General features: G+C 72.7%; 19 protein-coding genes. 11 read left to right on the forward strand and 8 right to left on the reverse strand.

Annotated features, from left to right (window positions below; all coding sequences use genetic code 11):
- The first annotated feature begins 1 nt into the window (after position 1).
- The 4 genes from HUT06_RS37580 (at position 2) to HUT06_RS37595 (ending at position 7550) form a co-directional block, all read left to right on the forward strand.
- Positions 2-1420: an LCP family protein gene (locus tag HUT06_RS37580; protein WP_176200059.1), complete on the forward strand. Its 1419-nt coding sequence runs from the start codon at positions 2-4 to the stop codon at positions 1418-1420.
- 13 nt (positions 1421-1433) lie between these two features.
- Entirely contained in the window at positions 1434-2696 is a 1263-nt protein-coding gene (locus HUT06_RS37585; protein WP_254715593.1) for an acyltransferase family protein, read from the forward strand.
- A 176-nt stretch (positions 2697-2872) separates the two neighbouring features.
- Positions 2873-6373 (forward strand): bifunctional glycosyltransferase/CDP-glycerol:glycerophosphate glycerophosphotransferase, encoded by a 3501-nt coding sequence (locus HUT06_RS37590; protein WP_176200060.1) that lies wholly within the window; start codon positions 2873-2875, stop codon positions 6371-6373.
- A gap of 172 nt (positions 6374-6545) precedes the next feature.
- Positions 6546-7550 carry a CDP-alcohol phosphatidyltransferase family protein gene (locus HUT06_RS37595; protein WP_176200061.1) on the forward strand — a complete coding sequence of 335 codons (1005 nt, stop codon included), beginning with the start codon at positions 6546-6548 and terminating at the stop codon, positions 7548-7550.
- Here the strand turns inward: HUT06_RS37595 and HUT06_RS37600 are convergent.
- The 7 genes from HUT06_RS37600 to wecB form a co-directional block, all read right to left on the reverse strand.
- A complete protein-coding gene (locus HUT06_RS37600; protein WP_176200062.1) occupies positions 7538-9118 on the reverse strand; it encodes a hypothetical protein in 1581 nt (526 codons plus the stop codon). The two genes, HUT06_RS37595 and HUT06_RS37600, sit on opposite strands and share 13 nt — an antisense overlap.
- A 176-nt stretch (positions 9119-9294) precedes the next feature.
- Entirely contained in the window at positions 9295-10446 is a 1152-nt protein-coding gene (locus tag HUT06_RS37605) for a glycosyltransferase family 4 protein (RefSeq protein WP_176200063.1), read from the reverse strand.
- 7 nt (positions 10447-10453) lie between these two features.
- Positions 10454-10972, reverse strand: coding sequence for a hypothetical protein (locus HUT06_RS37610; protein ID WP_176200064.1), 519 nt, complete (start codon positions 10970-10972; stop codon positions 10454-10456).
- A gap of 257 nt (positions 10973-11229) precedes the next feature.
- On the reverse strand, positions 11230-11652 hold the full coding sequence (locus tag HUT06_RS37615) for a hypothetical protein (RefSeq protein ID WP_176200065.1): 423 nt from the start codon (positions 11650-11652) through the stop codon (positions 11230-11232).
- A 154-nt stretch (positions 11653-11806) separates the two neighbouring features.
- Complete coding sequence (locus HUT06_RS37620) at positions 11807-13972, reverse strand: glycosyltransferase family 1 protein (protein ID WP_254715594.1); 2166 nt, start codon at positions 13970-13972, stop codon at positions 11807-11809.
- Positions 13973-13983: 11 nt separating this feature from the next.
- A complete protein-coding gene (locus HUT06_RS37625; protein WP_176200067.1) occupies positions 13984-14709 on the reverse strand; it encodes a hypothetical protein in 726 nt (241 codons plus the stop codon).
- A complete protein-coding gene (wecB, locus tag HUT06_RS37630) occupies positions 14702-15772 on the reverse strand; it encodes a non-hydrolyzing UDP-N-acetylglucosamine 2-epimerase (protein WP_254715832.1) in 1071 nt (356 codons plus the stop codon). The genes HUT06_RS37625 and wecB overlap by 8 nt, the downstream gene beginning before the upstream one ends.
- Before the next feature lie 71 nt (positions 15773-15843).
- On the opposite strand from wecB, the gene HUT06_RS37635 reads away from it, so the two are divergent.
- The 3 genes from HUT06_RS37635 (at position 15844) to HUT06_RS37645 (ending at position 19896) form a co-directional block, all read left to right on the forward strand.
- Positions 15844-17283 carry a glycosyltransferase family 4 protein gene (locus HUT06_RS37635; RefSeq protein WP_254715595.1) on the forward strand — a complete coding sequence of 480 codons (1440 nt, stop codon included), beginning with the start codon at positions 15844-15846 and terminating at the stop codon, positions 17281-17283.
- A gap of 21 nt (positions 17284-17304) precedes the next feature.
- Complete coding sequence (locus tag HUT06_RS37640) at positions 17305-18567, forward strand: nucleotide sugar dehydrogenase (protein ID WP_176200069.1); 1263 nt, start codon at positions 17305-17307, stop codon at positions 18565-18567.
- 201 nt (positions 18568-18768) lie between these two features.
- A complete protein-coding gene (locus HUT06_RS37645) occupies positions 18769-19896 on the forward strand; it encodes a glycosyltransferase family 4 protein (RefSeq protein ID WP_176200070.1) in 1128 nt (375 codons plus the stop codon).
- A gap of 23 nt (positions 19897-19919) precedes the next feature.
- Here HUT06_RS37645 and HUT06_RS37650 read toward each other — a convergent pair whose 3' ends face one another.
- Positions 19920-21857: a PQQ-binding-like beta-propeller repeat protein gene (locus HUT06_RS37650; RefSeq protein ID WP_176200071.1), complete on the reverse strand. Its 1938-nt coding sequence runs from the start codon at positions 21855-21857 to the stop codon at positions 19920-19922.
- Positions 21858-21997: 140 nt separating this feature from the next.
- Between HUT06_RS37650 and HUT06_RS37655 the strand changes: the two genes are divergently transcribed.
- Genes HUT06_RS37655 through HUT06_RS37670 form a run of 4 tightly spaced genes read left to right on the forward strand, consistent with a single transcriptional unit; the run spans position 21998 to position 24597 of the window.
- Positions 21998-22594, forward strand: coding sequence for an HD domain-containing protein (locus HUT06_RS37655; protein ID WP_176200072.1), 597 nt, complete (start codon positions 21998-22000; stop codon positions 22592-22594).
- Positions 22595-22651: 57 nt separating this feature from the next.
- Positions 22652-23149, forward strand: coding sequence for an SRPBCC family protein (locus HUT06_RS37660; protein WP_176200073.1), 498 nt, complete (start codon positions 22652-22654; stop codon positions 23147-23149).
- Positions 23150-23200: 51 nt separating this feature from the next.
- Positions 23201-23935, forward strand: a complete 735-nt coding sequence (locus tag HUT06_RS37665; RefSeq protein WP_254715596.1) for an acetoacetate decarboxylase family protein — start codon at positions 23201-23203, stop codon at positions 23933-23935.
- Positions 23932-24597, forward strand: coding sequence for an SDR family NAD(P)-dependent oxidoreductase (locus HUT06_RS37670; protein WP_176200074.1), 666 nt, complete (start codon positions 23932-23934; stop codon positions 24595-24597). The genes HUT06_RS37665 and HUT06_RS37670 overlap by 4 nt, the downstream gene beginning before the upstream one ends.
- Positions 24598-24637: the final 40 nt, after the last annotated feature.

A 24637-nucleotide genomic window follows, 5' to 3' on the forward strand; every position in this document is an offset into this window, starting at 1 on the left:
GATGAACAGCAATCCGATGTACATGGAGTACGTCGACGACGCCGATCCCCAACCGGCGCCGCGACGCGGCTGGCGCATCCTCGGATGGGTGTGCATCGGGCTGTCGGCGGTCATGGTGGCCGGCTCCCTGACGGCCTACGGCCTGTACCGCAAGGCGTTCGGGAACATCTCGCACGAGGACGTCAACGCGCAGCTCGGCCCCAACCGGCCGAAGAAGCTGAACAGCGCGATGAACATCCTGCTGCTCGGGTCCGACACCCGCGCGGGGTCCAACGGCAAGTACGGCCGCGGGCTGAAGAACGAGCTGCCCCGCTCCGACACGATGATCCTGCTGCACCTGTCGCCCGGCGGCGGGCAGGCGATGGGGATCAGCTTCCCCCGCGACCTGATGATCCCGATGCCGTCCTGCAAGGGCCGCAAGGGCGGGACGATCCCGGCGCAGTCCCGCGCCCAGATCAACTCGGCGTTCACCAACGGCGGCGCCGCCTGCGTCATCAAGACGATCGAGAGCATCTCCAACATCCGCATCGACCACTTCATGCAGGTCGACTTCACCGGGTTCAAGACGATCACCAAGGCGGTCGGCGGCGTCCCGGTGTGCCTGCCGAAGGCCGTGAACGACCCGAAGTCCGGGCTCCGGCTGAGCAAGGGCCCGCACAAGATCAAGGGCGAGACGGCCCTGGCGTACGTGCGCGTCCGGCACGGCCTCGGCGACGGCTCCGACACCGACCGCATCAAGCGCCAGCAGAAGTTCATGGGCTCCCTCGCCAACCAGGCGATGAGCGCGGGCGTGCTCAGCAACCCCAAGAAGCTCTACTCGCTGATGAACGCGGTCACCAAGTCGCTCACCACCGACGAGGAGCTGACCCCGGACGTCATGATGGACATCGCCCGCGAGATGCAGGGCATGACCTCCGGCAAGCTCCGGTTCGTGACCGTCCCGTCCGGCCCCGACCCGCAGGACATCAACCGCGTCGCGCTCCGGGACGCCGCGCAGCCGTTCTTCGCCGCGGTCCGCAACGACAAGACCATCCCGAAGGAGCCGAAGGCCGGGACGCCGAAGATCGCGCCCAGCCAGGTGCGGGTGCGCGTCTACAACGGCAGCGGCGTCCAGGGGCAGGCCGGGCGCGTCGCCGACGACCTGGAGTCGCAGGGCTTCCAGGTGACGGTCGGCGGGAACGCGCCGGCCGACGCCCCGGCCACCAAGGTGATGTACGGTGCCGGTGCCGACCAGCAGGCCCAGACGCTCGCCGCCCTGATCCCGAGCAAGCCCCAGCCGACCGCGCGCAAGGGCGGCACGCCGGGCGTCGTCGACCTCGTCGTCGGGAAGAACTGGACGGTCCTGAAGAGCGCCGGCGCCGGTATCCCGAAGCAGGAGGGCGAGATCCGGGCCAGCGACAACATCTGCAAGGACTCCTGACCCGGACAGCCTCATGACCTACTCCAGCAGGCCCCCCGGAGCCGAGCCGCCGCCCGCCCACGAGCCGCCGCCCACCGGCGCGGCGGTGCCCCCCGCCCCCCGGGCGCCGGGCACGGCGGCCATGGCGCCGCCCGCGCCGGGCACCGCGCCGCCCGCCCCCGGCACGGCGGCGGGCCCTGGCGCGGGCACGGCCGCACCGGGGCAGGGCGAGCGCCCGCGTAAGCCGCGGGACCCCTTCTTCGACAACGCCAAGTACTTCGCGATCCTGCTGGTGGTGGCGGGCCACGTCATCGCCAACGTCCGGTCGGACGTCCCGATCGCGAAGGCGCTGTACCTGTTCATCTACATGTTCCACATGCCGCTGTTCATCGTGATCACCGGCTACCTCTCCCGGAACTGGACGTTCTCCACCGGCAAGGCGCGCAAGCTCATCACCCACGTCGGCGTGCCGTACGTGGTGTTCGAGGTCGCGTACGAGATCTACGCCTGGCTGGGCGAGGGCGGCGAGCTGACGATCAGCCTGCTGAAGCCGTACTGGCTGATGTGGTTCATGTGCGCCCTCTTCCTCTGGCGGCTGTCCACGCCGGTGTGGCAGCAGATCCGCTGGCCGCTGGGCATCGCCCTGCTCTTCGCGCTGCTGTCCTACATGAGCGATCTCGGCGGCACGTTCAACATCCACCGGGTGCTCGGGCTCCTCCCGCTGTACGTGCTCGGCCTCACGCTGAAGCCCGAGCACTTCGAGCTGCTCAAGAAGCCGATCGCCCGGCCGATCGGCGCGGCGGTGCTGGCCGGCGGGCTGGCCATGGCGTACTTCGCCAAGGACCGCATGACGGAGAGCTGGGTCTTCTGGAAGACCCCCTACGAGGACCTCGGTGTCAGCAACGTCACCGGCACCGTGATGACGCTGGCGATGTTCAGCTGCGCGACGGTGCTGGTCGCGGCGTTCCTCGCGGTCGTCCCGCGCGGGCGGCACTGGTTCAGCGCGCTCGGTGCCACCACGCTCTACACGTACCTTTTGCACGGGTTCATCATTCGACTGCTGGACTACCTGGATTGGTGGGATTCCGCCTGGATGCACACCGTTCCGGGGACGATCATTCTCCTGGGCGCGTCCGCCGTGCTCGGCACCGTGCTGTGCAGCCCGCTGGTCGTGCGGTGCATGAGCTGGGCACTGGAACCCAAGATGACCTGGGCCTTCACGTCCCTGCGCCGCCCCGCCGGGCGCGGAGCGGCCGGCAAGGGCGGCCGGCGGACGGCCGGACGCCCGGCCCGCTAGCCCGGCCCGCTAGCCCGACCCGCCGGCCGACCGGGCGGCGCTCTCCGCCGAGACGAATCTCGGCTTGTGCCATGTCGGATATCATCAACTCGGCCTTATCCGCCTCTTAATCCCGCAGTGAAGCGGATTTCACCACCCCGCCACATTTTGGCGCTCGTCCCCCAGGGGAGAACCGGTTGTCACCGCTGCTGAGCATCGTCGTCCCGTTCTACAACGTCGAGGCCTATCTGGAGGCCTGTCTGGAGTCCGTCGCCCAGCAGACCCTGAGCGACCTCGAAGTCGTCATGATCGATGACGGCTCCACCGACGCGAGCGCGACGATCGCCAAGGAGTTCGAGACCCGCGACTCCCGCTTCCGGCTGGTCCGCCAGGAGAACCAGGGCCTCGGCCTGGCCCGCAACGCGGGGCTGCCGCACACCTCGGGCCGCTACCTCGCGTTCATCGACAGCGACGACATCATCCCCCGGTACGCCTTCGACCTGATGGTCGGCTCGCTGGAGGAGACCGGCTCCGACATCGCCTGCGGCGCCGTGCGGCGGATCGGCATCAACGGCCTGCAGCGGTCGGCCATGCACGACCGCATCTTCCCGATCGACCGCAAGGCGACGCACGTCCGCGACTTCCCCGAGCTGCTGTGCGACCGGACCGCCTGGAACAAGGTCTTCCGCCGCGCCTTCTGGGACAAGCACGACTTCACGTTCCCCGCCGGCCTGTACGAGGACATCCCGGTGACGATCCCGGCGCACGTCCTCGCCTCCAAGGTGGACGTCCTGCGCGAGGTCGTCTACCACTGGCGCATCCGCGAGACCGGCACCCGGTCGATCACGCAGCGCCGTACCGAGCCGGGCAACCTCGCCGACCGGATCCGCTCGGTCCGCGCCGCCTCCAGCTTCCTGGCGAAGAACGCGCCCGACCTGAAGGACGCCTACGACCGGTCGGCGCTCGCCGACGACATCCGGATCTACGTCAACGTCGTCGACCAGGGCGACGACGCCTACCGCGAGTCGTTCCTCGCGCTCGTCAACGAGTTCCTCGACGAGATCGACCTGAAGCTGCTCAACGACCTCACCGCCATCGACCGGCTGAAGTTCCACGCCGTCCGCGAGCGGCTGATGGACGAGCTGATCGACATCGTCTCGTTCGCCAAGAGCAACCCGATGCGGCACAGCGCGATCCAGCGGCAGGGCGGCGGCGACACCTGGTACGGCGACTACCCCTACCTCGGCGACCCGCGCTTCCCCGACCACCTCTACGCGCTGTCGGACGAGCTGAAGCTCCAGACCGGCGTCGACGAGATCATGTGGCACAACGGGAAGCTGCGGATCGAGGGGCACGCCTACATCGACCGGATGGACGCCCCCGGCCCGGGCGACAGCACGATCGAGCTGGAGTTCCGCAAGCGGCGGGTGGTGCTGGTCCCGAAGATCCTGCGGCCGAAGCCGGAGCGGATCCGGCGGCCCGACGTCACCGCGCAGAGCGGCCAGGCCACCGCCTGCCACGACTGGTCCGGGTTCGCCGTGGAGATCGACCCCGCGCAGCTCGGGTCGAACGAGGGCACCTGGCACATCTTCGTCACGGTGACCACCCACGGCATCAAGCGCCGGGGCAGGCTCACCACGCCGCGCGGCGCGGGGCTGTGGCCGCCGGACCGCGAGGTCGCCCCCGGGATGCTGATCAAGCCCAAGTACACCCCGGCCAAGGAACTGATCGTCGGCGTGCAGCCGGTCCGCGCCCTGGTGACCGACGTCAAGGTGGACGGGGAGCGGCTGCTGCTGTCCGGCCGGGTCCGGCAGGCCGACGCGGCCTTCGTGCGCAAGGGCGCGATCACCGCGGCCTACCGGCAGGGCACCACGACGGTGTCGTGGCCGATGACCGCGACGAACGACGCCCCCTCCGGGCACCTCGGCTTCACCGCCGTCGCCGACCTCCGGCAGCTCGCCGAGGGGCTGGGCTCCGGGAACGCGGCCGCCGCCGGCGCGGCCGTCACCGACAGCATCGAGTGGGACTTCTCCCTCACCGCCGGCGGCCAGGACAGGCTGCGGCTCGCCGTCGAGGCCGACCTGCTCGACCTGCGCGCCGACGTGGCCGGCCGCGAGTACGACGTCATCGCCACCAACTACGGCAACCTCACGCTGGTGGAGCGCGCCCCCCGGCCCACGATCACCCATGTGGAGTGGCTGGACGGCACCACGATCCGGGTGGCCGGCACCAGCGGCGACGAGGGCACCCGGCCGGACCGGCTGATCATGCGCCGGCGCCGCACCTCCGACGTCCACGAGGTCCCGCTCAGCTGGGACGGGCCCGCCTTCACCGCGCTGCTCAACGCCCGGCGCGAGAGCGGGTTCCCGCTGCCGACCGGCCGGTGGGACCTGTACGTCCCCGGCGCGCACGGCGAGATCAACATGGGCATCGACCGGGCGACGCGCCGGGCGCTGCCCGAGCCGCGGTTCGTGGGCGTGCACGAGCTGTCGCTGCAGTCCCACCGCGGCGACCTGCTCCACCTCTGGATCCGGACGGCGCTGAGCGACGACGAGCGCGGCGCCTACGCGCAGCGCAGGCTGCAGCGGCACTACTACTCCTCCGCCAACACCGCGCCGCTGCGCGACCTGGTGGTGTTCGAGAGCTACTTCGGCCGCCAGTACTCCTGCAACCCGCGGGCCGTCTTCGAGGAGATGCAGCGGCGCGAGCCGGGCCTGGAGTACGTCTGGTTCACCGCCGAGGGCCAGTTCGACGTGCCCGAGGGCGCCCGGACGGTGCTGCGCGGCACCCGCGAGTACTACGAGCTGTCCGCGTCGGCGCGCATCGTCGTGAACAACTGCCTGCAGATGCAGGGCTACGGCAAGCGCCCCGGGCAGGTCTACCTCCAGACCTGGCACGGGACGCCGTACAAGCACATCGGCTACGACCTGGTGAAGAACGGCCGCATCGCGAGCAACACCACCAAGCTGAGCCGCTACGAGGAGGACGTCCCCCTCTGGGACCACCTCATCTCGCCGTCCGCGCACGTCACCGGCATGCTCCGGCAGGCGTTCCGGTACGAGGGCGACGTCCTGGAGGTCGGCTACCCGCGCAACGACCTGCTGTTCGCCCCCGACCGGGAGGAGCGGGCGCGGCGGGTGCGCGAGCGGCTCGGGGTCCCGCCGGGGCGCCGGGTCGCCCTCTACGTCCCGACGTGGCGCGAGGACATCTGGCTCACCCGCGGGCGGCAGGCCGAGCTGGTGCTGGACACGGCGCGCCTCGCCGCGGCCGTCGGCGACGACTACACGATCCTGGTGCGCCAGCACCACATGGTCGCCGACCGGACGGCCGGCATCGGCGGCGACGTCATCGACGTCACCCGCCACCCCGACATCACCGAGCTGTACCTGATCGCCGACGTGGTGATCACCGACTACTCCTCGGTGATGTTCGACTTCGCCGCCACCGGCCGGCCGATCCTGTTCTTCACCCCGGACCTGGAGTTCTACCAGGAGGAGCTGCGGGGCACCTACTTCGACCTCACCGCCGAGGCGCCCGGCCCGCTGCTGCGGGAGGTCGACGAGGTCGCCGGCGCGCTGCGCGACCTCGACGGCGTCACGTCGACCCACCTTCGCGCCTACACGGCGTTCCAGAACCGCTACTGTGCGATGGACGTCGGTCAGGCGGCCGCGCGGATCGCGGACCGGCTGCTGGGTTGACGATCATCGGTGACAAGTCGGCAACGACGCGCCGGGCCCGCTGCCGGGAGGAGTAGATTCTCCCTTCGGGAGCGGGCCCGGGCGCGTCATCGTCCCTTGTCAGCGGCCGGTTCCGCGTCTGCCACCCCGCGGCCGGGGCCCGGTTCTCCCATCACGAAAGGACGGCTCTTCAATGGCGGACTTCACGCTCGACGACGTCCGGCAACGGACGTACAAAGCGCGTGACGCATGGTGGACGGTCCTGCTGGTCGACCCCCTCGCCGCGCGGCTGGTCAAGTTCACCGCCAACCGGACGCGCATCACTCCCAACCAGCTCACCGTCGGGGCACTGATCCTCGGCCTGGCCGCCGGCGCCTGCTTCGCCGTTGCCTCCCCGCTCTGGCTCGCCGTCGGCGCCCTGCTCTACCACCTGTCGTTCACGCTCGACTGCATGGACGGCAAGATCGCCCGCCTCAAGGGCACCGGCTCGGTCTTCGGCGCCTGGCTGGACTACATCTTCGACCGCATCCGGGTCCTCGCCTGCGCGATCGCCCTCATGGCCGGCCTGTACCACGACACCGGGAACACCGCCTACATCTGGACCGCGCTCGCCGTCGTCTTCCTCGACATGCTGCGCTACATGGACGCCCTTGAGATCTACAAGGTGCGCAACCAGATGCGGTCGACGCTGCGCACCGCGCAGGAGCGGGCGCAGGAACTGCTGGACGAGGCCGCGCGGGCGGACGGCGGGCCGTCCGCGGCCGCCGCCGACGACCGGCTCCGCTCGGCGCAGGCCGACCTGGAGCCCTCCGAGGCCGACCTGGAGGACCAGGTCGTCGCGGAGAACCCGAACGTCGCGCTGCAGCAGGGGTTCAACCAGCGGTTCCCGTGGTACGCGCGGATCCGCAACGTGCTGATGCGCGGCCGCATCCGCCCGCACCTGATCAGCGGCATCGAGTTCCAGATGGGCGTCTTCATCGTCGCGCCGCTCATCGCGGCGGTCGTCTCGGGCGCGGTGATCCCGGTGGTGGCGGTCAGCGCGGCCGGCATGCTCTTCTTCGAGTTCGTGATCATCTACAAGTTCTGGCTGTCCAGCCGGGACTACGGCCGCAAGCTCGCCGACGTGCAGGCGGTCATCGCCGAGCAGGAGGCCCGGTTTCCCGAGCGAGCGGCGATGACCGCCGGTCAGCAGGCCTGACCCGACAGCTCCGGATCCGCGGACGTCCCCTGGGAGCCCTTCCCGGGGGACGTCTCCTTTTCTCTGGCCTCGGGCTCGTTCGCGGGCTCGTCGTCGGGACCGGCCGCGTCCGGCTCCCCGTCCTCCACCGTCTCCTCGGGGGCGTCCTCGGCCTCGGGGACGGGCGGCCGGCGCGCGAAGGCCAGCCCGGCGGCGAGCGCGGCGAACGGGATCGCGGGCAGCACGTACCGGTAGTCGAAGTCGGCCGTCGCCGCCGGGACGACCAGCAGCGCGAGCCCGGTGCCGAAGGGCAGCAGGACGGCACCGCCGAACCGGCGGACCCGCAGCAGCACCCCGATCAGCCCGATCGCCATCAGCCCGCCGAGCACCGGACCGCGCACGAAGTACCGGTCCTGGTAGTCGCGCACCCAGTCGCTGTACGGGCTGACAACGCGCGCCTGTGCCGTGTCGCCGCCGTAGGGGTAGGCGACCAGGGCGTCCCAGTCGCGCAGCGACGCGCCCAGCGGGAACTCGTACTCCTCGACCGTGCCGCGCGTCGGGTACTCGTGCCGCTCCCACTCGAACGCGCGGAAGGTGTCGCGCAGGACGGTGCCGAAGTAGTCGCCGGGCTGCTCGGTGATGGCCTTCTTCGCGAACTCGCCCGCCAGCTCGTTGGCCTGCGGGTCGCGGATCCCGTCGGGGTACTGGCGGAAGGGCGAGTCGGCCCCCCACAGCGCGGTGAAGGCCGGGGCGACGTCCTCGCGCGGCGGCAGGTGGTCGCGGCAGAAGCCGGCGATCTCCGGCTCCGGCTTGATGACGGCGCAGTCGGCGAAGTCGGCGGTGCGGCCGTACAGCCAGACGTTGCTGGTGTTGGTCATGGTGAACTCGCCGTGGACGGCGTTGAACCAGGACATGTAGGCCACGACCGGGATCGCGGCCGCCGCCACCGCCGCCGTGACGGCGCGCCAGCCGGCCCGGCGCACCACCATGCAGAACACCACGACCAGCAGCATCGGCAGCCCGACCGAGCGGACGAGCGCGCCGCAGGCGACCAGCAGGCCGGCCAGCGCCCCCGTCCACCAGCGCATCCGCACCCGCCACAGGACGACCGCGACGGCGGCGAACAGCAGGAACGTGAACAGCCCGTCGGCCATCACCAGGTGTTCCAGCTGGATCTGGTAGGCGTCGTACAGGACCGGCACGGTGACCAGGGTCGCGATGATGCTGGCCGGCCACCGCCGGCGCCGCGCCCCGGCGCGGATGGCCCGCCACACCAGGACGTAGACGAGCACGCCGGTGAGGAGGCCGAGCGCGTGCTGCGTCCACAGCACGACGGTGAAGCTGTGGAAGGGGCCCAGCCCCCACAGGAAGAGCGAGTACCCGCTCGGCCGGAGCACCGAGGGCGTCGGGTTGAGCGCGCCCTCCAGGTAGGAGTGCGAGTCCCCGAACCACAGGGGGGACGGGTAGCCCTCCATCGTGACCCAGCGGACCGCGAACGCCCCCGCGAGGACGATCAGGAAGAGTCCGTGGGCGAGGAGTGCTCCTCCGGCGGCTCGCACCAGCACGGGCAATTTCGGACGCTGTCCCATCGTCTCCCCGCCAGGGTGGCCTTGCGGCACCACGTTATGCCAACGGCCCGGACGCCCATGTCCGGTCCGGAAAATCACCTCGGAATGGACGGGCGCCGCACGCGCGGCGGCCCATCCGGCCTTTCGTCCGGCCTCTTGCCGGGCCGTTCCAGTCCTTCGCGGTCAGCCCTTCGCGGTCAGCCCTTCGCGGCCTGGAGTTCGGCGAAGAGCCGCTCCCACATGTCGCCGATCACGTCGGGCCCGTACCGCGCCGCGGTCTTGCGGGCGCCGAGGGCGAGTTCGCTGCGCAGGTCCGCGTCCTCGATCACGCGGTTCAGCCCCTCGGCGAGCGCGTCGGTGTCGCCGGTGGGCACCAGCAGGCCGTCCTCGCCGGACGTCAGGATCTCGCGCGGCCCCACCGGGCAGTCGAAGCTCACCGCGGGCAGGCCGCAGTTCAGCGCCTCCAGCAGCACCATCCCGAAGCCCTCCGACCGCGAGCTCATCGCGAAGACCGACGCCTTGGCCAGCGCCTCGTCCACCTTGCTGGTCGGCCCCATCAGGAACACGTGGTTGTAGAGGTGCAGGTCGAGGATCATCTTGCGGAGCCGCTGCTCCTCCGCGCCGCTGCCGTAGATGCGCAGCGTCCAGTCGGGGTGCCGCTCGGCGACGGTCGCGAACGCCCGGATCATGTGGTCGAAGCCCTTGGCCCGGTCCAGCCGGCCGGCGGAGACCACCATCTTGCGGCTCAGGTCCGACTGCGGGACGTCCAGCGAGTGCAGCGGGTTCGGGATCCGCGCGATGCGGCCCATCCCCGGGAACGCCTCGGAGTAGGAGGCGTGGTCGGCCTCCGTCAGGGTGACCAGGGCGTCGAAGTCGGGGTAGGCGGAGTCGATCGCGGCCCGCCACTCCTTGTTGTGCCAGGACAGGTGCGCGTGCTCCTGGACGACCCGCACCAGCCGGGGGTCGCTGAAGTGCTTGGCGATCAGCGTGATCGTCGGACGGGTGCAGACCAGGATGCCGTCGTCGACCGTCCGCAGGTACTCGATGAGGGCGTTGACGCGGGCGCGGCTCTCGGCCGTCGCCGCCATCTTCTCCGGGAAGAGCGCGTGCCAGGAGGTGTCCTCGGCGGCGGGGTCCTTCGGCGTGTGGTCGGTGCCGGGGCGGCCGTCCACGAGGGGCCGCAGGTGCACCCGCGGGTCGAGGTGGAACGGGACGTTCTCGCTCGACCGCCACATCGTGACGATGTGGACCTCATGGCCGCGCTCCACCATCGTGTTCGCCTGGGTGAAGATCGTGCGGACGGTCCCGCCGACCCCGTGGGCGTTGTAGAGCAGGTAGATGATTCGCAAGGTCCCCTCACTGCTCCTTCGGGTCGCGCCGTGCGCAGCGGATCGAGAGGTGGTCACCGTCGGTGTAGTAGGGACGGACGGCGACCTTCGCGGATCCCTCGACCGTCTGCTGCGGGAAGGTGACGATGCGCTTCTTGCCGGGCATGTCGTCGAGGTGGCGGCCCAGCCGGAGCGTCACGTCCCGCTCGTCGGCCACCGTGACGAGGTACAGGTCCCACAGCCGCTTCGGCGGCGCGTCGCGCGGGGCGAACATCCCGAGCGGGATCTCCACCTCGAAGCCGTTGCCGTCGGTCGTCGCCGGGATCGTGAGCACCGACGGGGACGGCGCCGCCCGCGTGATGGTGGCGCGGGCCCTGGCCAGCACCCGCCTGCCCAGCGAGGGGCGTGCGGCGCCCGGCTGCGGCCGGGACGCGAGCCTCAGCCGCCAGCGCGCTCCCACGGGCAAGGGCGGTGACTCGACGACTTCGCCTTTGATCAGAATGCGGCCGTCCCGGGGCCACACCTCGGAGATCTCCGCGTGCGCCATGGTCCCGCCCCCTTCGCCCGACATGGTGCGACCCCGTGGTCGCATCGTCACGCCGTCGAAGGGCGGCGACCGATGGCCCGGGATCAAGATCTTAATCCCCACGACCCGCAATAAATGACAAGTCGCTGCAAAATACCTCAGTCCGGGTAGTGAGTGGCATTTCGCAAGTTCAGGGCGGGCTCGGCGGGGGCCCGGCCGGGGTGCCGCCGCACGGACTTCCGTGGGCGGCACCGCCTGACCGGTCCCGTGGACGGCGCTCAGACGCGCCAGGCGAGCGCCTTCGCGTTTCCGCCGACGAGCCGCCCGGTGCCGGAGCCGTGCTGGACGACCTGGAACCGGACCCGCCGGCCCGAACTCACCGCGTCCGCCGGCAGCGAGTAGTTGATGTAGGTGCTCCCGTCGGCGGCGACGTACTCGGCGATCGGCCCGTTCTCCTCGTCGCCGTCGGAGTCGGCGCGCTCGATGGCGCGCGCCTGTACCCGGGTGCCCGGCGGGACGTCCTCGATCCGCACGTTGGCGTTGAGGGTGTACCGCGCCGGGCCCTCGACCACGGACGGGCCGCCCTCGGTGCGGTGGTGGTGGCCCGAGTCGGAGTACTCGTAGTCCCACCTGACCGTGACCCACTTGCCCGGCGGCAGGTTCTGCGCGTCCTTGACCCCGACGCTGACGTATTCCGGCATATCGTCCTCCTCGTCGCTGCGGTCCGGTCCTCGGCGCTCACACCGGAGCAGGGCACGACACTACGGCGTTACCAAGGTCGATCGCTGCCAGTCGGCGAGATAGCCGGGGCCGGCCCCCGGCCGCGCGGCCGGGGAGGCGGGTCGTTTCCGGGGTCTATTGGCGCCTGGCCAGGAGGTCTGTCCACTGGCGGCAGACCTCGGGGAGGGCGTAGGCGGCCTTCAGCTGCTCCCTCGCCAGATCGGCGTCCTGCCGCCAGCGGCCGAGGGAGACGGTCGTCGCGATGGACGCGGCCATCGCCGACGGGCTGTCGTGGATCCAGCGGGCGTCGTAGATGGTGTCGGCGCCCGGCCAGTTCAGCAGCGCCGGGACGGCGCCGGACGCCATGCCCTCGGCCGGGGCCAGGTGGAAGCTCTCGTCGTCGCTGGTCGACAGGACGAAGCCGATGCGGCGTAGCCAGGACGCCACGTCGCGGCCGTAGCTGTCGAAGACGACGCCGCCGGAGAGCAGCCGCGACCGGCGGATCCGGCGGAACGCCTTCTCGTAGTGGTCCCGCTCCTCCTGCTTCTGCCAGATCCACCAGTACTCCCAGGGGAGCTTGGACTTGACGAAGAGCGTGAAGCGCGGGTCGTCGCGGCGGAGCTCTTCGAGGACGTCCAGCGCCAGGTCCAGGCGCTTGCGGGACGGGGCGATGCCGATCATCCCGAGGTGGTGCTCGGCGCCGGGGAGCTTGGCGCGGTCGAGCTGGGCCTCGTCCACCCAGTTCGGGATCGTGACGACCTTCGCGGCCGGCCAGCCGGTGATCTCGCGGGTGAGGTCGCTGTAGTGGGGGCTGACGCAGATGACCTGGTCGACCGCGTCGATGTCGAGCTGCTTCGGCCAGGCCGCGTACAGCTCGAAGCGGTGCAGGCGGACGACCAGGCGCTGGTCGGGGCGCTTGTGGCTCGCGAACCACAGCGCGTTGGGGCCGCACCATTCGCAGATGACGACGTCCGCCCAGTCGACGAGGTCCTGGCTGCGCTTCTCGTCGTGCGCCTTGAGCGCCGCCCAGTGGTCGACGCGGACCTCCATGTCGGAGCGGGAGCGCAGGTAGTCGAGCAGGCGGGTGAAGAACTTCAGGTCGTGGCCCGCCACGCCCACCCGGAGCGGGCGCTCCTTCACCGCAAGGACGCTCTCGGACGGCTCCGGGAACGCCTGCGCGAGGTAGCCGCGCAGCCGTTCGGCGGCGGCGTCGAGCGTGAACCCGGTGGCGGCCGTGCGGCAGCGGTCTCCGGCGAGGGTGTAGACGTCCGGGTTCTTGCCGATGAGGGTGAGGGCGTCCAGGACGTCGTCTTCGGTGGCGGCGAACAGCGGGTAGTCGGTACCGAGGAGCCGCTCGTGCATGGGCGTCCGGTTCAGGACGACCGGCACCCCGAGCGTGCCGCATTCCAGCACCTTTGTGGACAGTTCCAGGCTCGCGTCCATGGACGCGTCGCGCCACGACAGCCCGACGTCGCAGCCCGCGGTGAGGCGCATCGCCTCGGCGCGGGGGTGGCCGCCGTGCCAGACGACGCCCTCGCCGGTCTCCAGCGCGGTCCGCATCCGGGTCGCGAAGCCGGGGTCGGCGGGGTCGTCGTGGACCTTGTCGCCGACCATGTGGAGTTCGGCGTGCACGCCGCGCATGGCGAGCAGGCGCGGCAGCGACGTCATCTCGTAGGTGTTCCAGCGCGGCGCGAACTTGCCCGTGTAGACGAGCCGGAGCGGCCCCTCGGGCGCGCCGGGCGCGCGGGTCTCCAGGCCCTCCGGAAGGACGACGACCGGCGGGAACAGGACGCTCTTGCCCGCCGTCGCGGGGACGGCGCTCTCCAGGAAGCCGCGCAGCTCCTCGGTCTGGCAGAGCAGGACGCGGGAGGCGTCCGCGATGCGGCGCAGGTCGGCCTTGGCGGCGGCGTCGAACTCGCCCGCCGACTGCGGGACGTCGGTGAGGTACGTCCAGAGGCGTCCGGCGAGGGGGCCGGCGGCGAGCTTGCCGGCGAGCCGGCGGCCCCGGACCACGACCAGGTCGTGCGGGGCCTCCTCATCGAGCCGCGCGAGGACCTCGGCCGCCTGGCGCGGGGCCATCGGCGCGTCGGCGAGGCCCTCGGCGTGCGGGCTGCGGACGGTGACGCCGGGCAGGCCGCGCAGCGGGTCGACGAGCCGCCCGGTGCGCACGGGGGCCTTGAGGACCAGGGTCACCTCGCAGCCGGCGCGGGAGAGTGCCTGGACGATGCCCTGAGCCCAGATCGCCGATCCGTCGATGATGTTCAGGTCGACGTCGCCGTAGACGAGGGCACGTGGTCGCACGGTGGTTCCTTTCAACGGGCCGGCGCCGGGGAGGTCTCGGAGGATTCGGCGACCTCGGCGAGGCGGCCGGGGGCGGTGGCGGTGGCGTCCCAGGTCAGCGCCGCCAGGGTCGCGGGCGGCGCCGGCCCCCACAGGACGCGCGGGAGCCCGCGGGCGGCGGCGATCTCGCGGATCTCGTGCAGCGCGAGGTCCCGGTCGTACATGCCGGGCACGCCCAGGTACGCCCAGGGGCCGCCGGGTTCGCCGGCCTCCGCGTCCACGACGAGCAGGTCGGCGTCGGCGGAGCCGAGCGCGATCGCCGCGTCGTGCGGGTAGAGCGGGATGACCTTGGCGTGCTCGGCGAGCAGTGCCGCCGCGGCGGGGCCCAGCACGCCCGCGATGATCAGCCCGTCGCAGGGGTTCGCGACGAGGAGGCGGTCCTCGGGCCGGTCGACGCGGTCGGGCTGGACGCCGCCCCGGCTCGCGCCGGAGCCCGCCGCCACGGGCGCGTTCCGCTTGCGCCACAGCCGGTACAGCTCCCTCGGCAGCCGCTTGCCGCGCTTCGGGTTCCGCGCGGCGCCGGCGACGAGCCGCCCGAACTGGACGGCGGTGGACGCCTCCAGCGCGGCGATCCGCTTCTCCAGCTCCGCGACGCGCGCCTCGCGCTCGCGCAGCGCCGACTTCAGCCGCCCGAGCTGCTGGTACGCCTTCGCGTCCCTGGCATCTCCGGCGTCCTTGGCGTCCTTGGCGTCACTCACCCAGATACTCCATGATCACTTCGGCGATGCGGGGGCCGGCCTTGCCGTCCCACAGGGGCGGGGTCCGGGTGCTGTCCGGCGGGCCCGACTCCAGCGCCTTGCGGGCGGCGGGCACCAGCTCCTCGAAGGTGACGAGCCGGTTCGTGCCGTGCGTGATGGTGATGGGCCGCTCGGTGTTCGGCCGGACGGTCAGGCACGGCACGCCGAGGATCGTCGTCTCCTCCTGGAGGCCGCCCGAGTCGGTGACGACCGCCGCCGCGCCCCGGACCGCCGCGATGAAGTCGATGTACCCGAGCGGCTCCAGGATGTGCACGCCGGCGTGGTCGTCCAGCCCGGCGGCCAGCAGGTTCGCCCGGCCGCGCGGGTGCACGGGGATGACCAGGTCGGCGAGGTCGGCGACGCCGTGCAGGTGCCGGACGAGCGCGGCGGCCGTCTCCGGGGCGTCCACGTTCGCGGGCCGGTGCACGGTCGCGAGGACGTACCGGTCGGGGAGGCCGTGCTCGGCGCGCACCCGGCCGGTGTCGAAGGAGTCGAGGTTCCCCAGCAGCGTGTCGATCATCGGGTTGCCGACGAGGTGCGTGCGGGACACCGGGACGCCCTCGGCGGCCAGGTGCCCGATCCCCTCGGGGCTCGTGACCAGGCACAGCGCGGAGAGCTGGTCGGTGACCCGCCGGTTGACCTCCTCCGGCATGGTCATGTCGAAGCTGCGCAGCCCGGCCTCCACGTGGGCGACCGGGATGTGCAGTTTGGCCGCGACGAGGGCGGCGGCGATGGTGGAGTTCACGTCGCCGTACACGATGACCAGCGCGGGTGAACGGCTCGTGAACTCCCCCTCCAGCCCGATCATGAGGGCCGCGGTCTGCGCGGCGTGGCCGCCGGAGCCGACGCCGAGGTTCACGTCCGGCTCGGGGAGCCCCAGTTCGTCGAAGAAGATCTCCGACATCCGGGCGTCGTAGTGCTGCCCGGTGTGGACGACCGCCTGCTCGGCACCGGCGGCGCGCAGGGCGGAGATCACCGGGGCCGCCTTGACGAAGTTCGGCCGCGCCCCCAGGACGTGCACGATGGGTGCCAACACAATTTCCCTTCTGTTCATCGGGGCCGCCTAACGTCCGGCCTCGTGGTGAAGAAGCAGTGGTGAAGAAACCCGTGGTGAAGAAGCCCGTCTACCTGGCCGGGCTGGCCTGGCGGCAGCTGCGGGACGATCCCGGGCGGGCGCCGCGGCTGGCGGTCCGGCTCGCCGCGCGGACCCCGCTCGGCACGCGGCTGCGGGGCTCCCCGCTGGCCGTGCCGAAGCCCCGGGACGTCCGGCGCGAGACCGCCGACCTGCGTGCCCTGCTGGCGCAGCCGGTGCGCCCGGTTCAGGGCGAGCCCCGGCCCGGCGACGGCGTGCTCCAGTTCGTCACCAACGCGCTGCCCTGCACGAACGCCGGCTACACCGTGCGGACGCACCGGATCGCGCTCGCCCAGCGGGAGGCGGGCCTCGACACCCACGTGGTCACCAGGCTGGGCTACCCGCTCAGCCAGGGCGTCGGCGACGCGCGGGCGCGGGTGGACGTCGACGGCGTCCCGTACCACCGGCTGCTGCCGTGGCGGCCGCCGGCGGACCCGCGGGACGCCGTCGCGACGAGCGCCGACCTGGCCGGACGGCTCGTCGAGGAGCTGCGCCCGGCCGTCCTGCACGCGGTCAGCAACCACCTCAACGCGGCCGTCGCGCTGGAGCTGGGGCGCCGGCACGGGATCCCGGTCGTCTACGAGGTGCGCGGGTTCCTGGAGGACTCCTGGCTCTCCCGCGACCCGGCGCACCGCGAGACCGACGACTTCTACCGGCTGACGCGCGAGCTGGAGACGCGCCGGATGGCCGAGGCGGACGCGGTCGTGACGCTCGGCGAGGCGATGCGGGCGGAGATCGCGTCCCGGGGCGTCCCGGAGGAGAAGATCTTCACGGTGCCGAACGGAGTGGACGAGGCGTTCCTGGAGCCGCTCCCCGACCCCGGCGATCTGCGCGCGCGCCTCGGCATCCCGGGCGGTGCCACGGTCGTCGGCCTGACATCGTCGTTCTACGGCTACGAGGGCATCGACACGCTCATCGACGCCGCCGCGCTGCTGCGCGACCGCGGCACGCCCGTCACGCTGCTGCTTGTCGGCGACGGCCCGGAGCGCGGTGCGCTGGAGCGGCGCGCCGCCGGGCACGGCGTGCACGCCGTGTTCACCGGCCGGGTGCCGATGGAGTCCGTTCGCCGGTACCACGCCGTCCTCGATGTGTTCGCGGTTCCGCGCCGGGCGGACCGGGTGTGCCAATTGGTGACGCCCCTGAAGCCGATCGAGGCGATGGCAGGGGGAATCCCTGTAATAGCCAGTGATGTCAAGGCTCTTCGCGAAATCGTGGAACCGGGCGTGACGGGGACGTTAACACTTCCGGAAGACCCGGAAGCATGGGCGAATTGCCTGGAAGACCTGGCTTACGCTCCCGAGCTGAGACGAAAAATCGGGCGGTCGGCCCGGGAATGGGTCGCGGCGGAGCGCACCTGGCGCGCCGTGACCGCGGGATACCGGGCGGCCTACCGACGGACATAGCACCGAAGGGAGCCGGGGCGCATGGATCTTGTGGTCATCGGACTCGGCTACGTGGGCCTGCCGCTCGTGCGCGAGGCGTGCCGGGCCGGCCTGCGGGTCGGCGGGCTGGACCGGGACGCGCGGGTGGTGGCCGGGCTCAAGGCCGGGCTGTCGCACATCGACGACGTCTCGCCCGCCGAGATCGGGGACATGCTGGAGGCCGGGTTCGCCCCGAGCCTGGACGAGGACGTCCTGGACGGCGCCCGTACCGTGGTCATCTGCGTGCCGACGCCGCTGTCCCCCGAGGGCGGCCCCGACCTGACCGCGGTGCGCGGCGCCGCCGAGACGGTCGCCCGGCACCTGGTGCCGGGGACGCTGGTGGTGCTGGAGTCGACCACCTACCCGGGCACCACCGAGGAGGTCGTCCGGCCGATCCTGGAGACGTCCGGCCTGGTCGCCGGGGAGGAGTTCCACCTGGCGTTCTCGCCGGAGCGGATCGACCCGGGCAACCCCGTCTACGGGGTGCGCAACACGCCGAAGATCGTCGGCGGGCTGTCCCCGGCGTGCGCGTCGGCGGCGTCGGCGTTCTACGGCAAGTTCGTCGACCGCGTCGTGGAGGCCAAGGGCACCCGCGAGGCGGAGATGGCGAAGCTGCTGGAGAACACCTACCGGCACGTCAACATCGCGCTCGTCAACGAGATGGCGGTGTTCTGCAACGAGCTGGGCATCGACCTGTGGGACGCGATCGACTGCGCCGCCACCAAGCCGTTCGGGTTCCAGGCGTTCCGCCCGGGGCCGGGCGTCGGCGGGCACTGCATCCCGATCGACCCGAACTACCTGTCGTACAAGGTCAGGTCGCTGGGCTACCCGTTCCGGTTCGTGGAGCTGGCGCAGGAGATCAACGACCGCATGCCCCGCTACGTCGCGGAACGCGCGCAGCAACTCCTCAACCGGGAGGGCCGCGCGCTCAAGGGCGCCAAGGTCCTGCTCCTGGGCGTCACCTACAAGGCCGACATCGCCGACCAGCGCGAGTCGCCGGCCCGCCCGGTGGCGCGGCGGCTGGCCCGGCTCGGCGCGGACCTGAGCTTCCACGACCCGTTCGTGGAGTCCTGGGAGGTGGACGGCGAGCAGGTCCGGCACGCGGGCGGCGACCTGGCCGCCGCGCTGGCCGAGGCCGACCTCACGATCGTGTTGGCCGCCCACGCCGCCTACGAAGCAGGCACGCTGACGAGGCACGCACGGCTGCTCTTCGACACCCGAGGCCGCACCCGCGACGCCCGCCGGGACACGGTCGAACTCCTCTGACCCGCCGCCGGCCCACCGGCCCGCGATCCGTCGGCTTGCGGCGTGTTGCCCCTATGCGGCCGCCGATAAGGGCAACACGCCGCAAGTCGACCGGGCGCCCGGCAGCGGCCATGTTGCGGCCCGGGGGAATTCATCGGTTATTTCCCTTCGCGGGAGATGGTCCTTGAGACAGTGATTTCGGCGCCTTACGGAGTGAGTGTGATGCGGGTCTGCGTTTGCACGGTGGTGCACCATCCCGAGGACGCACGCATTCTGCACCGGCAGATCCGCGCGCTGCTCGATGCCGGCCATGAGGTCACTTATATCGCCCCATTTCGGGCATGCAATGCGACCCCGTGGCGGGAGCTCAGCCCGGTGGACATCCCGCGCGCCACGGGGCGGCGCCGCCTCCGGGCGCTGCGCGCCGCCCACCGGGCGCTCATCGAGCACGCCGCCTACGCCGACGTCGTCCTGCTGCACGATCCCGAGCTGCTGGTGTCGCTGCCCCGCGAGGTCCGGCAGCGGACGGTCGTCTGGGACGTCCACGAGGACACCGCCGCGGCGCTGTCGGCCAAGGGCTGGCTGCCCGGCCCGGCGCGGCCGGTGCTGCGCCCGGCCGTCCACCGCCTGGAGCGGCGCAGCGAGCGGCGGCACCGGCTGCTGCTCGCCGAGGAGGGCTACCGGGAGCGGTTCCGCGGGGACCACCCGGTCGTGCCCAACACCACCTACGTCGCCGACCGGCCGCCCGGCCCCCCGGACGGGCGGCGCGCCGTCTACGTCGGGCAGCTGTCCCGGGCGCGCGGCGCCCTCGACATGATCGAGATGGCCCGGCCGCTGGCCGCCGAGGGCATCCTGGTCGAGCTGATCGGCGCCGCCGACGCCGACGTCCGCGACGCGCTGCGGGCGGCGCAGCGCGAGGGCGTCGTCCGCTGGTACGGGTTCGTCCCGAACGACCGGGCGCTGCGCATCGCCGAGGGCGCGATGGCCGGGCTGGCGCTGCTGCACGACGAGCCCAACTACCGGCACTCCATGCCGACGAAGGTCGTCGAGTACATGGCCCGCGGCATCCCGGTCGTCACCACGCCGAACCCGCCCGCCGTGGACATCGTCGAGCCCGCCGGCTGCGGGACCGTCGTGCCGTTCGGCGACCCGCAGGCCGCCGCGAAGGCCGTCCTGCGGCTGCGGGACGACCCCGAGCAGCGCGCCGAGCAGGGGCGGCGCGGCTACGAGGCGGCCCGCGCCCGGTTCCACTGGCCCGTCCACGCCGCGCGGTTCGTCGCGCAGCTGGAGGCGTGGGCGAACCGGTCGGCCGACGTCGCCGCCGAGCCGGAGCCCGTTCCCGAGTACTGACCCGGCCGGGCGCGGCGCCGGGGTCAGGCCGGGTGGTGCAGGCGGTACGCGACCGACCGGGCGATGCGCGCCGCCGCACCCGGCGGCCGGCTCGCCTCCACCACCACGACGTACCGGCCGACGCGCAGCGCGATCATCCCGGCGGTCGGGCCGATCTCGTACGCCTCGTCCCCGCCGATGTCGCGGCGCTTCCTGGCCTGCGACTGCGCGGCCTGCAGCGCGTCCAGCATCCGCGCGGCGGCCTCGTCGGTCTCGCCCACCCAGCGGACGCTCACGGTGAGGCCCCGCACCGGCGGCTCGGCGTCCTCGCTCGTGCTCGCGGACGGCTTCGGCCGGCTCGATCCCGACGCGCTCGGGCTCGGGCTCGACGTCGGCTTCGGTTCCGGCTTCGTCGTCGGCGAGGCGCTCTTCTCGCCCTTCCGGTCGCCCTTCGACTTGGGCTCGTCGCGCCCGTCGCCGCGCCGCCCGTCGCCGCGCCGCTCGTAGCTGCACGACACCGGGCGCGGCAGCCGGACGGTCCCGGCCGACTCGCGGTGCGGCTCGGCGGCGTAGCCGGTCATCCGCGCCGCCGCCAGGTCGGGCGCGGTCAGCAGCGAGCACGCGTCCGGCCAGTCCGCCGCCGGGACGCCGCCGAGCTCGGCCGGGCCGGCGCCGGTGAGCCCGCCGCGCAGCGCGACCAGCCGCGCCGCGCCGTCCGGGCGCGGCGCCGCCTGCGGGACGGCCGCGTACAGCAGCCCGCCCGCCGCCGCCAGCCACGGCCGCGCGCCGGGCAGGTCCGGGTCCATCGAGAACGGCGCCGGTGCGGTGGCCGTCCCGCCGCCGGACGGCTCGACGATGTCGACCCCGGCGGGCAGCAGCCCCTCCGACAGCCGCGGGCGCAGCGCGAAGACCTGCCCGCCGGCCTGCGCGAGCGCCACGTACGCGGGGACGTCGCGGCCCCAGGCGACCCGCCCGGACGGCACGTCCACCGCCTCCATGCGGGTCGCGTCGGACCGGGACCCCTCCGGGTGGTAGACGACCAGGAGCCGGCCCGCCGCCAGCACCCCCGGGCACATCAGGTCGCCGCAGACCCCGTCGCCCTTCCACATCCCGAACTGGTCGCCCTCGCCGTCGAACGCGCGCAGCGCCGTGCCGTCCGAGACGAGCGTGATCCCGTCCAGCATGGAGACCTCGGGCGACTCCTTGGAGCCGAGCCGCTCGTCCCAGGCGACGGTGCCCTTCGCCGGGTCGACCGCGAGCAGCCGGCTGCGCCGCCGCCCGTCCTCCCGGCAGTCCAGGCCGAACGCGGCGAGGGCCTCCCGGCCGTCGGCGGGGTGCGCGCCGCCCTCGAACAGCCGGCAGCCGCGCGGCAGCGCCAGCCGCCACACCCGCTTGCCGGTCACGGCCGAGACGCCGAACAGCGTGCGGTCCGCGTCGTCGGTGGTCAGCACGATGTCCGAGCCGCCGGGCCAGCGCAGCGTCGAGCGGGACACCGCGGCGGGGCGCTCGCCCTCCCGCCGCCACAGCAGCCCGCCCGACAGCGCGTCGAACGCCACCATCACCCGGTCGGCGCGCTCGCCGTCGCGCTCGAAGTAGGCGACCAGCCGGGACCGGGTGGACGTCCAGCCGAGCATCGTCCAGCCGGACCGGCGGTAGCTCCAGCGGTCGGCGCCGGTCCGCGCGTCCCGCACCTCGATCCCGTTCCCGGACGCGGTCACGACCTGGCCGAGCGCGACCTGGTAGGAGACGCCGTCGTAGCCCGCGACGGCGCCGTGGTGCGTCGGGGTCGTCCGCTCCCAGCTCACCGCGAGCGGCCCCGGCGGCGGCCCGACCTCGCGCTGCGGCGTGACGGGCTCGCCGGTCACCGTGTGCCGCACCTGCCACCACTCGGCGCGCAGCACGTACTTCTCGACGAGCACGACGCACAGCACGACGGAGACCGCGGCGGAGACCAGGCCGAGCGCGACGCGGAGCCTGCCCACGGTCTCCGGTCGGCCACCAGGCCGCTGCCGGCTCCCGACCACGACCGCGCCGCCTCCCCCCACTGCTGATTACTGTGTCTTGGGACGACACCCACCATGCCGTGTGCAGGGCGTCCGGCGCGACAGAACGGAGTTGAACCATGGAGGTCTTCACTCGCTGGCACACCTGGGACACGGCCCGTGCGGACATCGAGGCGTCCGGCGCCCCGATCGACGTGGACGCCCTGGGGAAGGCCGTGTCCGCCGCGGAGCGCTGGCACGGCGACCAGAAGCGCCCCACGGGCGCACCCTATGTCGAGCATCTGCTCGAAGCCCTCGAAGTGCTCGTGCGCGGGGCCCGGGTGACCGCGCCGCCGGTGCTGTCGGCCGCGGTGCTGCACGACGTCGTCGAGGACACTCCGGCGACGCTGCGGGACGTGGAGGACGAGTTCGGCCCGGAGGTCACCGAGCTGGTCGACTGGGTCACCAAGCCGCCGGCGGGCGGGGCCGGACGGCAGGCCAAGCGCGCCGCCAAGGCCGCCTACCTGCGCCGCCTCGGTGACGCCCCGCCCGAGGCCGTCCGGGTGAAGCTCGCCGACCGGGTCAGCAACGTCCAGACCCTCGACCGGATGCCGCCCGACTTCCAGCGCCGCTACTACGCCGAGACGATCACCTACATCGTCCCGCTGGCCGAGGCCGAGCCGTGGTTCAAGAGCTGGTACGCCTCCTGGCGGACCGCGTACGCCCACCTGCTGTGACCACCGCTGCGACCGCGCCCCTATGACCAGATGGTCATGAGGTGGGAGGATTCCGCCATGGAACGCGAGTGGGTGGTCGAGGAGAGCACGGCCGTCGCGGCCGGGGTCCGGGACGTCTACGCGGCCGTCGCCGACCTGCGCCGCATGGGCGACTGGAGCCCCGAGGTGTTCGCCGTCTGGCTGCGCGGGCGGTCGATCGCGCCGGGCGCGCGGTTCGTCGGGTTCAACCGGATCGGGTGGCGTGTGTGGTTCACCACATGCCAGGTGACGGCGGCGGTGCCAGGCGAGGCGTTCGCGTTCCGCGTGTCGAGCTTCGGCATGCCGGTCGCGCTGTGGGGATACCGCTTCGAGGACGTCTCCGGCGACGCGGCGGAGCCCCGGACCCGGCTCACCGAGTACTGGGAGGATCTGCGCCGCGACGGCCGGGGCGCGGCGTTCGTCTCGCTGCTCGGCAAGGTCTTCACCGGCGTCCCGGCGGAGCGGCGCGCCGCCGTGAACCGCGCGGGCATGCGTGCCACGCTCGACCGCATCCGGACGGCCGTCGAGCGGGGTTGAGGCCCCGGCCGGTCCTTGGCAGCAAAACGAGAACCTGTTCTACTAAGCGGTGTGACAAGCACCGTGCAAGCGCATGCCATCCAGGGCGAGCGGGTCACCCTCCCGGTGCGGATCCGCGACGCCGCGGTGGCGTCGGCGATGTTCGCCGTGCCCGCCCGCGCCGCCCAGGCCGTCATCGCCTACTCCGGGCTGGAGGTCGCCGAGCCGCTGCCCGGCCGGGCGATCTGCTCGCTGGCGTTCGTCCGGTACGCCGACGGCGACCTCGGGCCCTACCACGAGTTCGCCGTCGCGTTCCTGGTGCGCCCGCCCGGCGCGCCCGCGCCCGGGCTCCTCGGCGGGCTGCGCGGCATCGGCGCGTTCATCCACTGGCTGCCGGTCAACCAGGAGTTCACCCTGGAGGCCGGACGGACGATCTGGGGCTTCCCCAAGGAGATCGCCGACATGCCCATGGACCTGTCCGGGCGTATCAAGCGGTGCGCGGTGCGGTTCGGCGGACGCACGGCGATCGAGCTGGCCGTGAAGCCCGGCGTGCCGATGCCGGGGAGCACCGCCGCGCCCAAGGTCGACGCGTACTCGTGCCTGGACGGGGTCACGCGCCGCACGCCGTGGACGCTCACACCGTCCGAGGTCCGGACCCGTCCGGGCGGGGCCAAGCTCGTCCTGGGCGACCACCCGGTGGCGGAGGAACTGCGCGGTCTCGGGCTGGATCGGGCGCGCGCGCTGAGCACCAGCAGCGTCGGCCACCTGGAGATGGTCTTCGACGGCGCCGAGGAGGTGCGCGCATGAGGCGGACGGCACTGGTCACCGGCGCGGCCCACGGCCTCGGCGCGCTGGCCGCGCGGCGGCTCGCGGCGGCGGCCTGGGACGTCGTCGCGGTCGACGTCGACGAGGTCGGCCTGGCGAAGACGGCGCTGCGCTCCCCCAACATGCACGTGCGGGCCTGCGACGTCGGCGACTCCGGCGCCGTCGCCGACCTGCTGGCGGTGACCGGTCCCGTCCACCGGGTCGTGCACGCCGCCGCCCTCTCCCCCGCCGCGCCCCCGCTGACCCAGCCGCTCACCGAGGTAGAACACGTTCTCCGCACCGATGTGCTCGGCGCGGTGCACATCGCGCGGGCCACGCTGCCGGGCATGCTGGAGCGCGGCTCCGGCGAGCTGGTCCTCTGCGCGCCGCCCCCGGCGGCCGGCGCGACCGCCGCCGCGTCCGGGGCGGTGGCCGCCTACACCGAGACGCTGTACCACGAGTACGGCGGGCAGGGCGTGGTGTTCCGGTGCGTCCGGCTGGACGGCGAGACGGCGCCGCGCCGCGTCCTCGACGCGCTGGACCGCTCGTTCGCGCGCCCGCCCGGCGACCTGCACGTGCGGCCTGGTCAGGGCCGTGCGGCACTGCTCGGGCGGGGCCGCGCGGCACGCCGCCCGGTCCGCACCCGGACGCCCGCTCCGCACTGAACCGAGGGCCGACCGAATAAGCTGTCTCCTTCGCCCCTTA

It is taken from the genome of Actinomadura sp. NAK00032 (assembly GCF_013364275.1).
GTDB lineage: Bacteria > Actinomycetota > Actinomycetes > Streptosporangiales > Streptosporangiaceae > Spirillospora.

What these genes read in the sequence shown, in the direction of transcription:
- HUT06_RS37580 (WP_176200059.1), top strand. Translation starts at nt 2, where the DNA reads ATGAACAGCAATCCGATGTACATGGAGTACGTCGACGACGCCGATCCC.
- HUT06_RS37585 (WP_254715593.1), top strand. Translation starts at nt 1,434, where the DNA reads ATGACCTACTCCAGCAGGCCCCCCGGAGCCGAGCCGCCGCCCGCCCAC.
- HUT06_RS37595 (WP_176200061.1), top strand. Translation starts at nt 6,546, where the DNA reads ATGGCGGACTTCACGCTCGACGACGTCCGGCAACGGACGTACAAAGCG.
- HUT06_RS37600 (WP_176200062.1), bottom strand. Translation starts at nt 9,118, where the DNA reads ATGGGACAGCGTCCGAAATTGCCCGTGCTGGTGCGAGCCGCCGGAGGA.
- HUT06_RS37610 (WP_176200064.1), bottom strand. Translation starts at nt 10,972, where the DNA reads ATGGCGCACGCGGAGATCTCCGAGGTGTGGCCCCGGGACGGCCGCATT.
- HUT06_RS37615 (WP_176200065.1), bottom strand. Translation starts at nt 11,652, where the DNA reads ATGCCGGAATACGTCAGCGTCGGGGTCAAGGACGCGCAGAACCTGCCG.
- HUT06_RS37640 (WP_176200069.1), top strand. Translation starts at nt 17,305, where the DNA reads ATGGATCTTGTGGTCATCGGACTCGGCTACGTGGGCCTGCCGCTCGTG.
- HUT06_RS37645 (WP_176200070.1), top strand. Translation starts at nt 18,769, where the DNA reads ATGCGGGTCTGCGTTTGCACGGTGGTGCACCATCCCGAGGACGCACGC.
- HUT06_RS37655 (WP_176200072.1), top strand. Translation starts at nt 21,998, where the DNA reads ATGGAGGTCTTCACTCGCTGGCACACCTGGGACACGGCCCGTGCGGAC.
- HUT06_RS37660 (WP_176200073.1), top strand. Translation starts at nt 22,652, where the DNA reads ATGGAACGCGAGTGGGTGGTCGAGGAGAGCACGGCCGTCGCGGCCGGG.
- HUT06_RS37670 (WP_176200074.1), top strand. Translation starts at nt 23,932, where the DNA reads ATGAGGCGGACGGCACTGGTCACCGGCGCGGCCCACGGCCTCGGCGCG.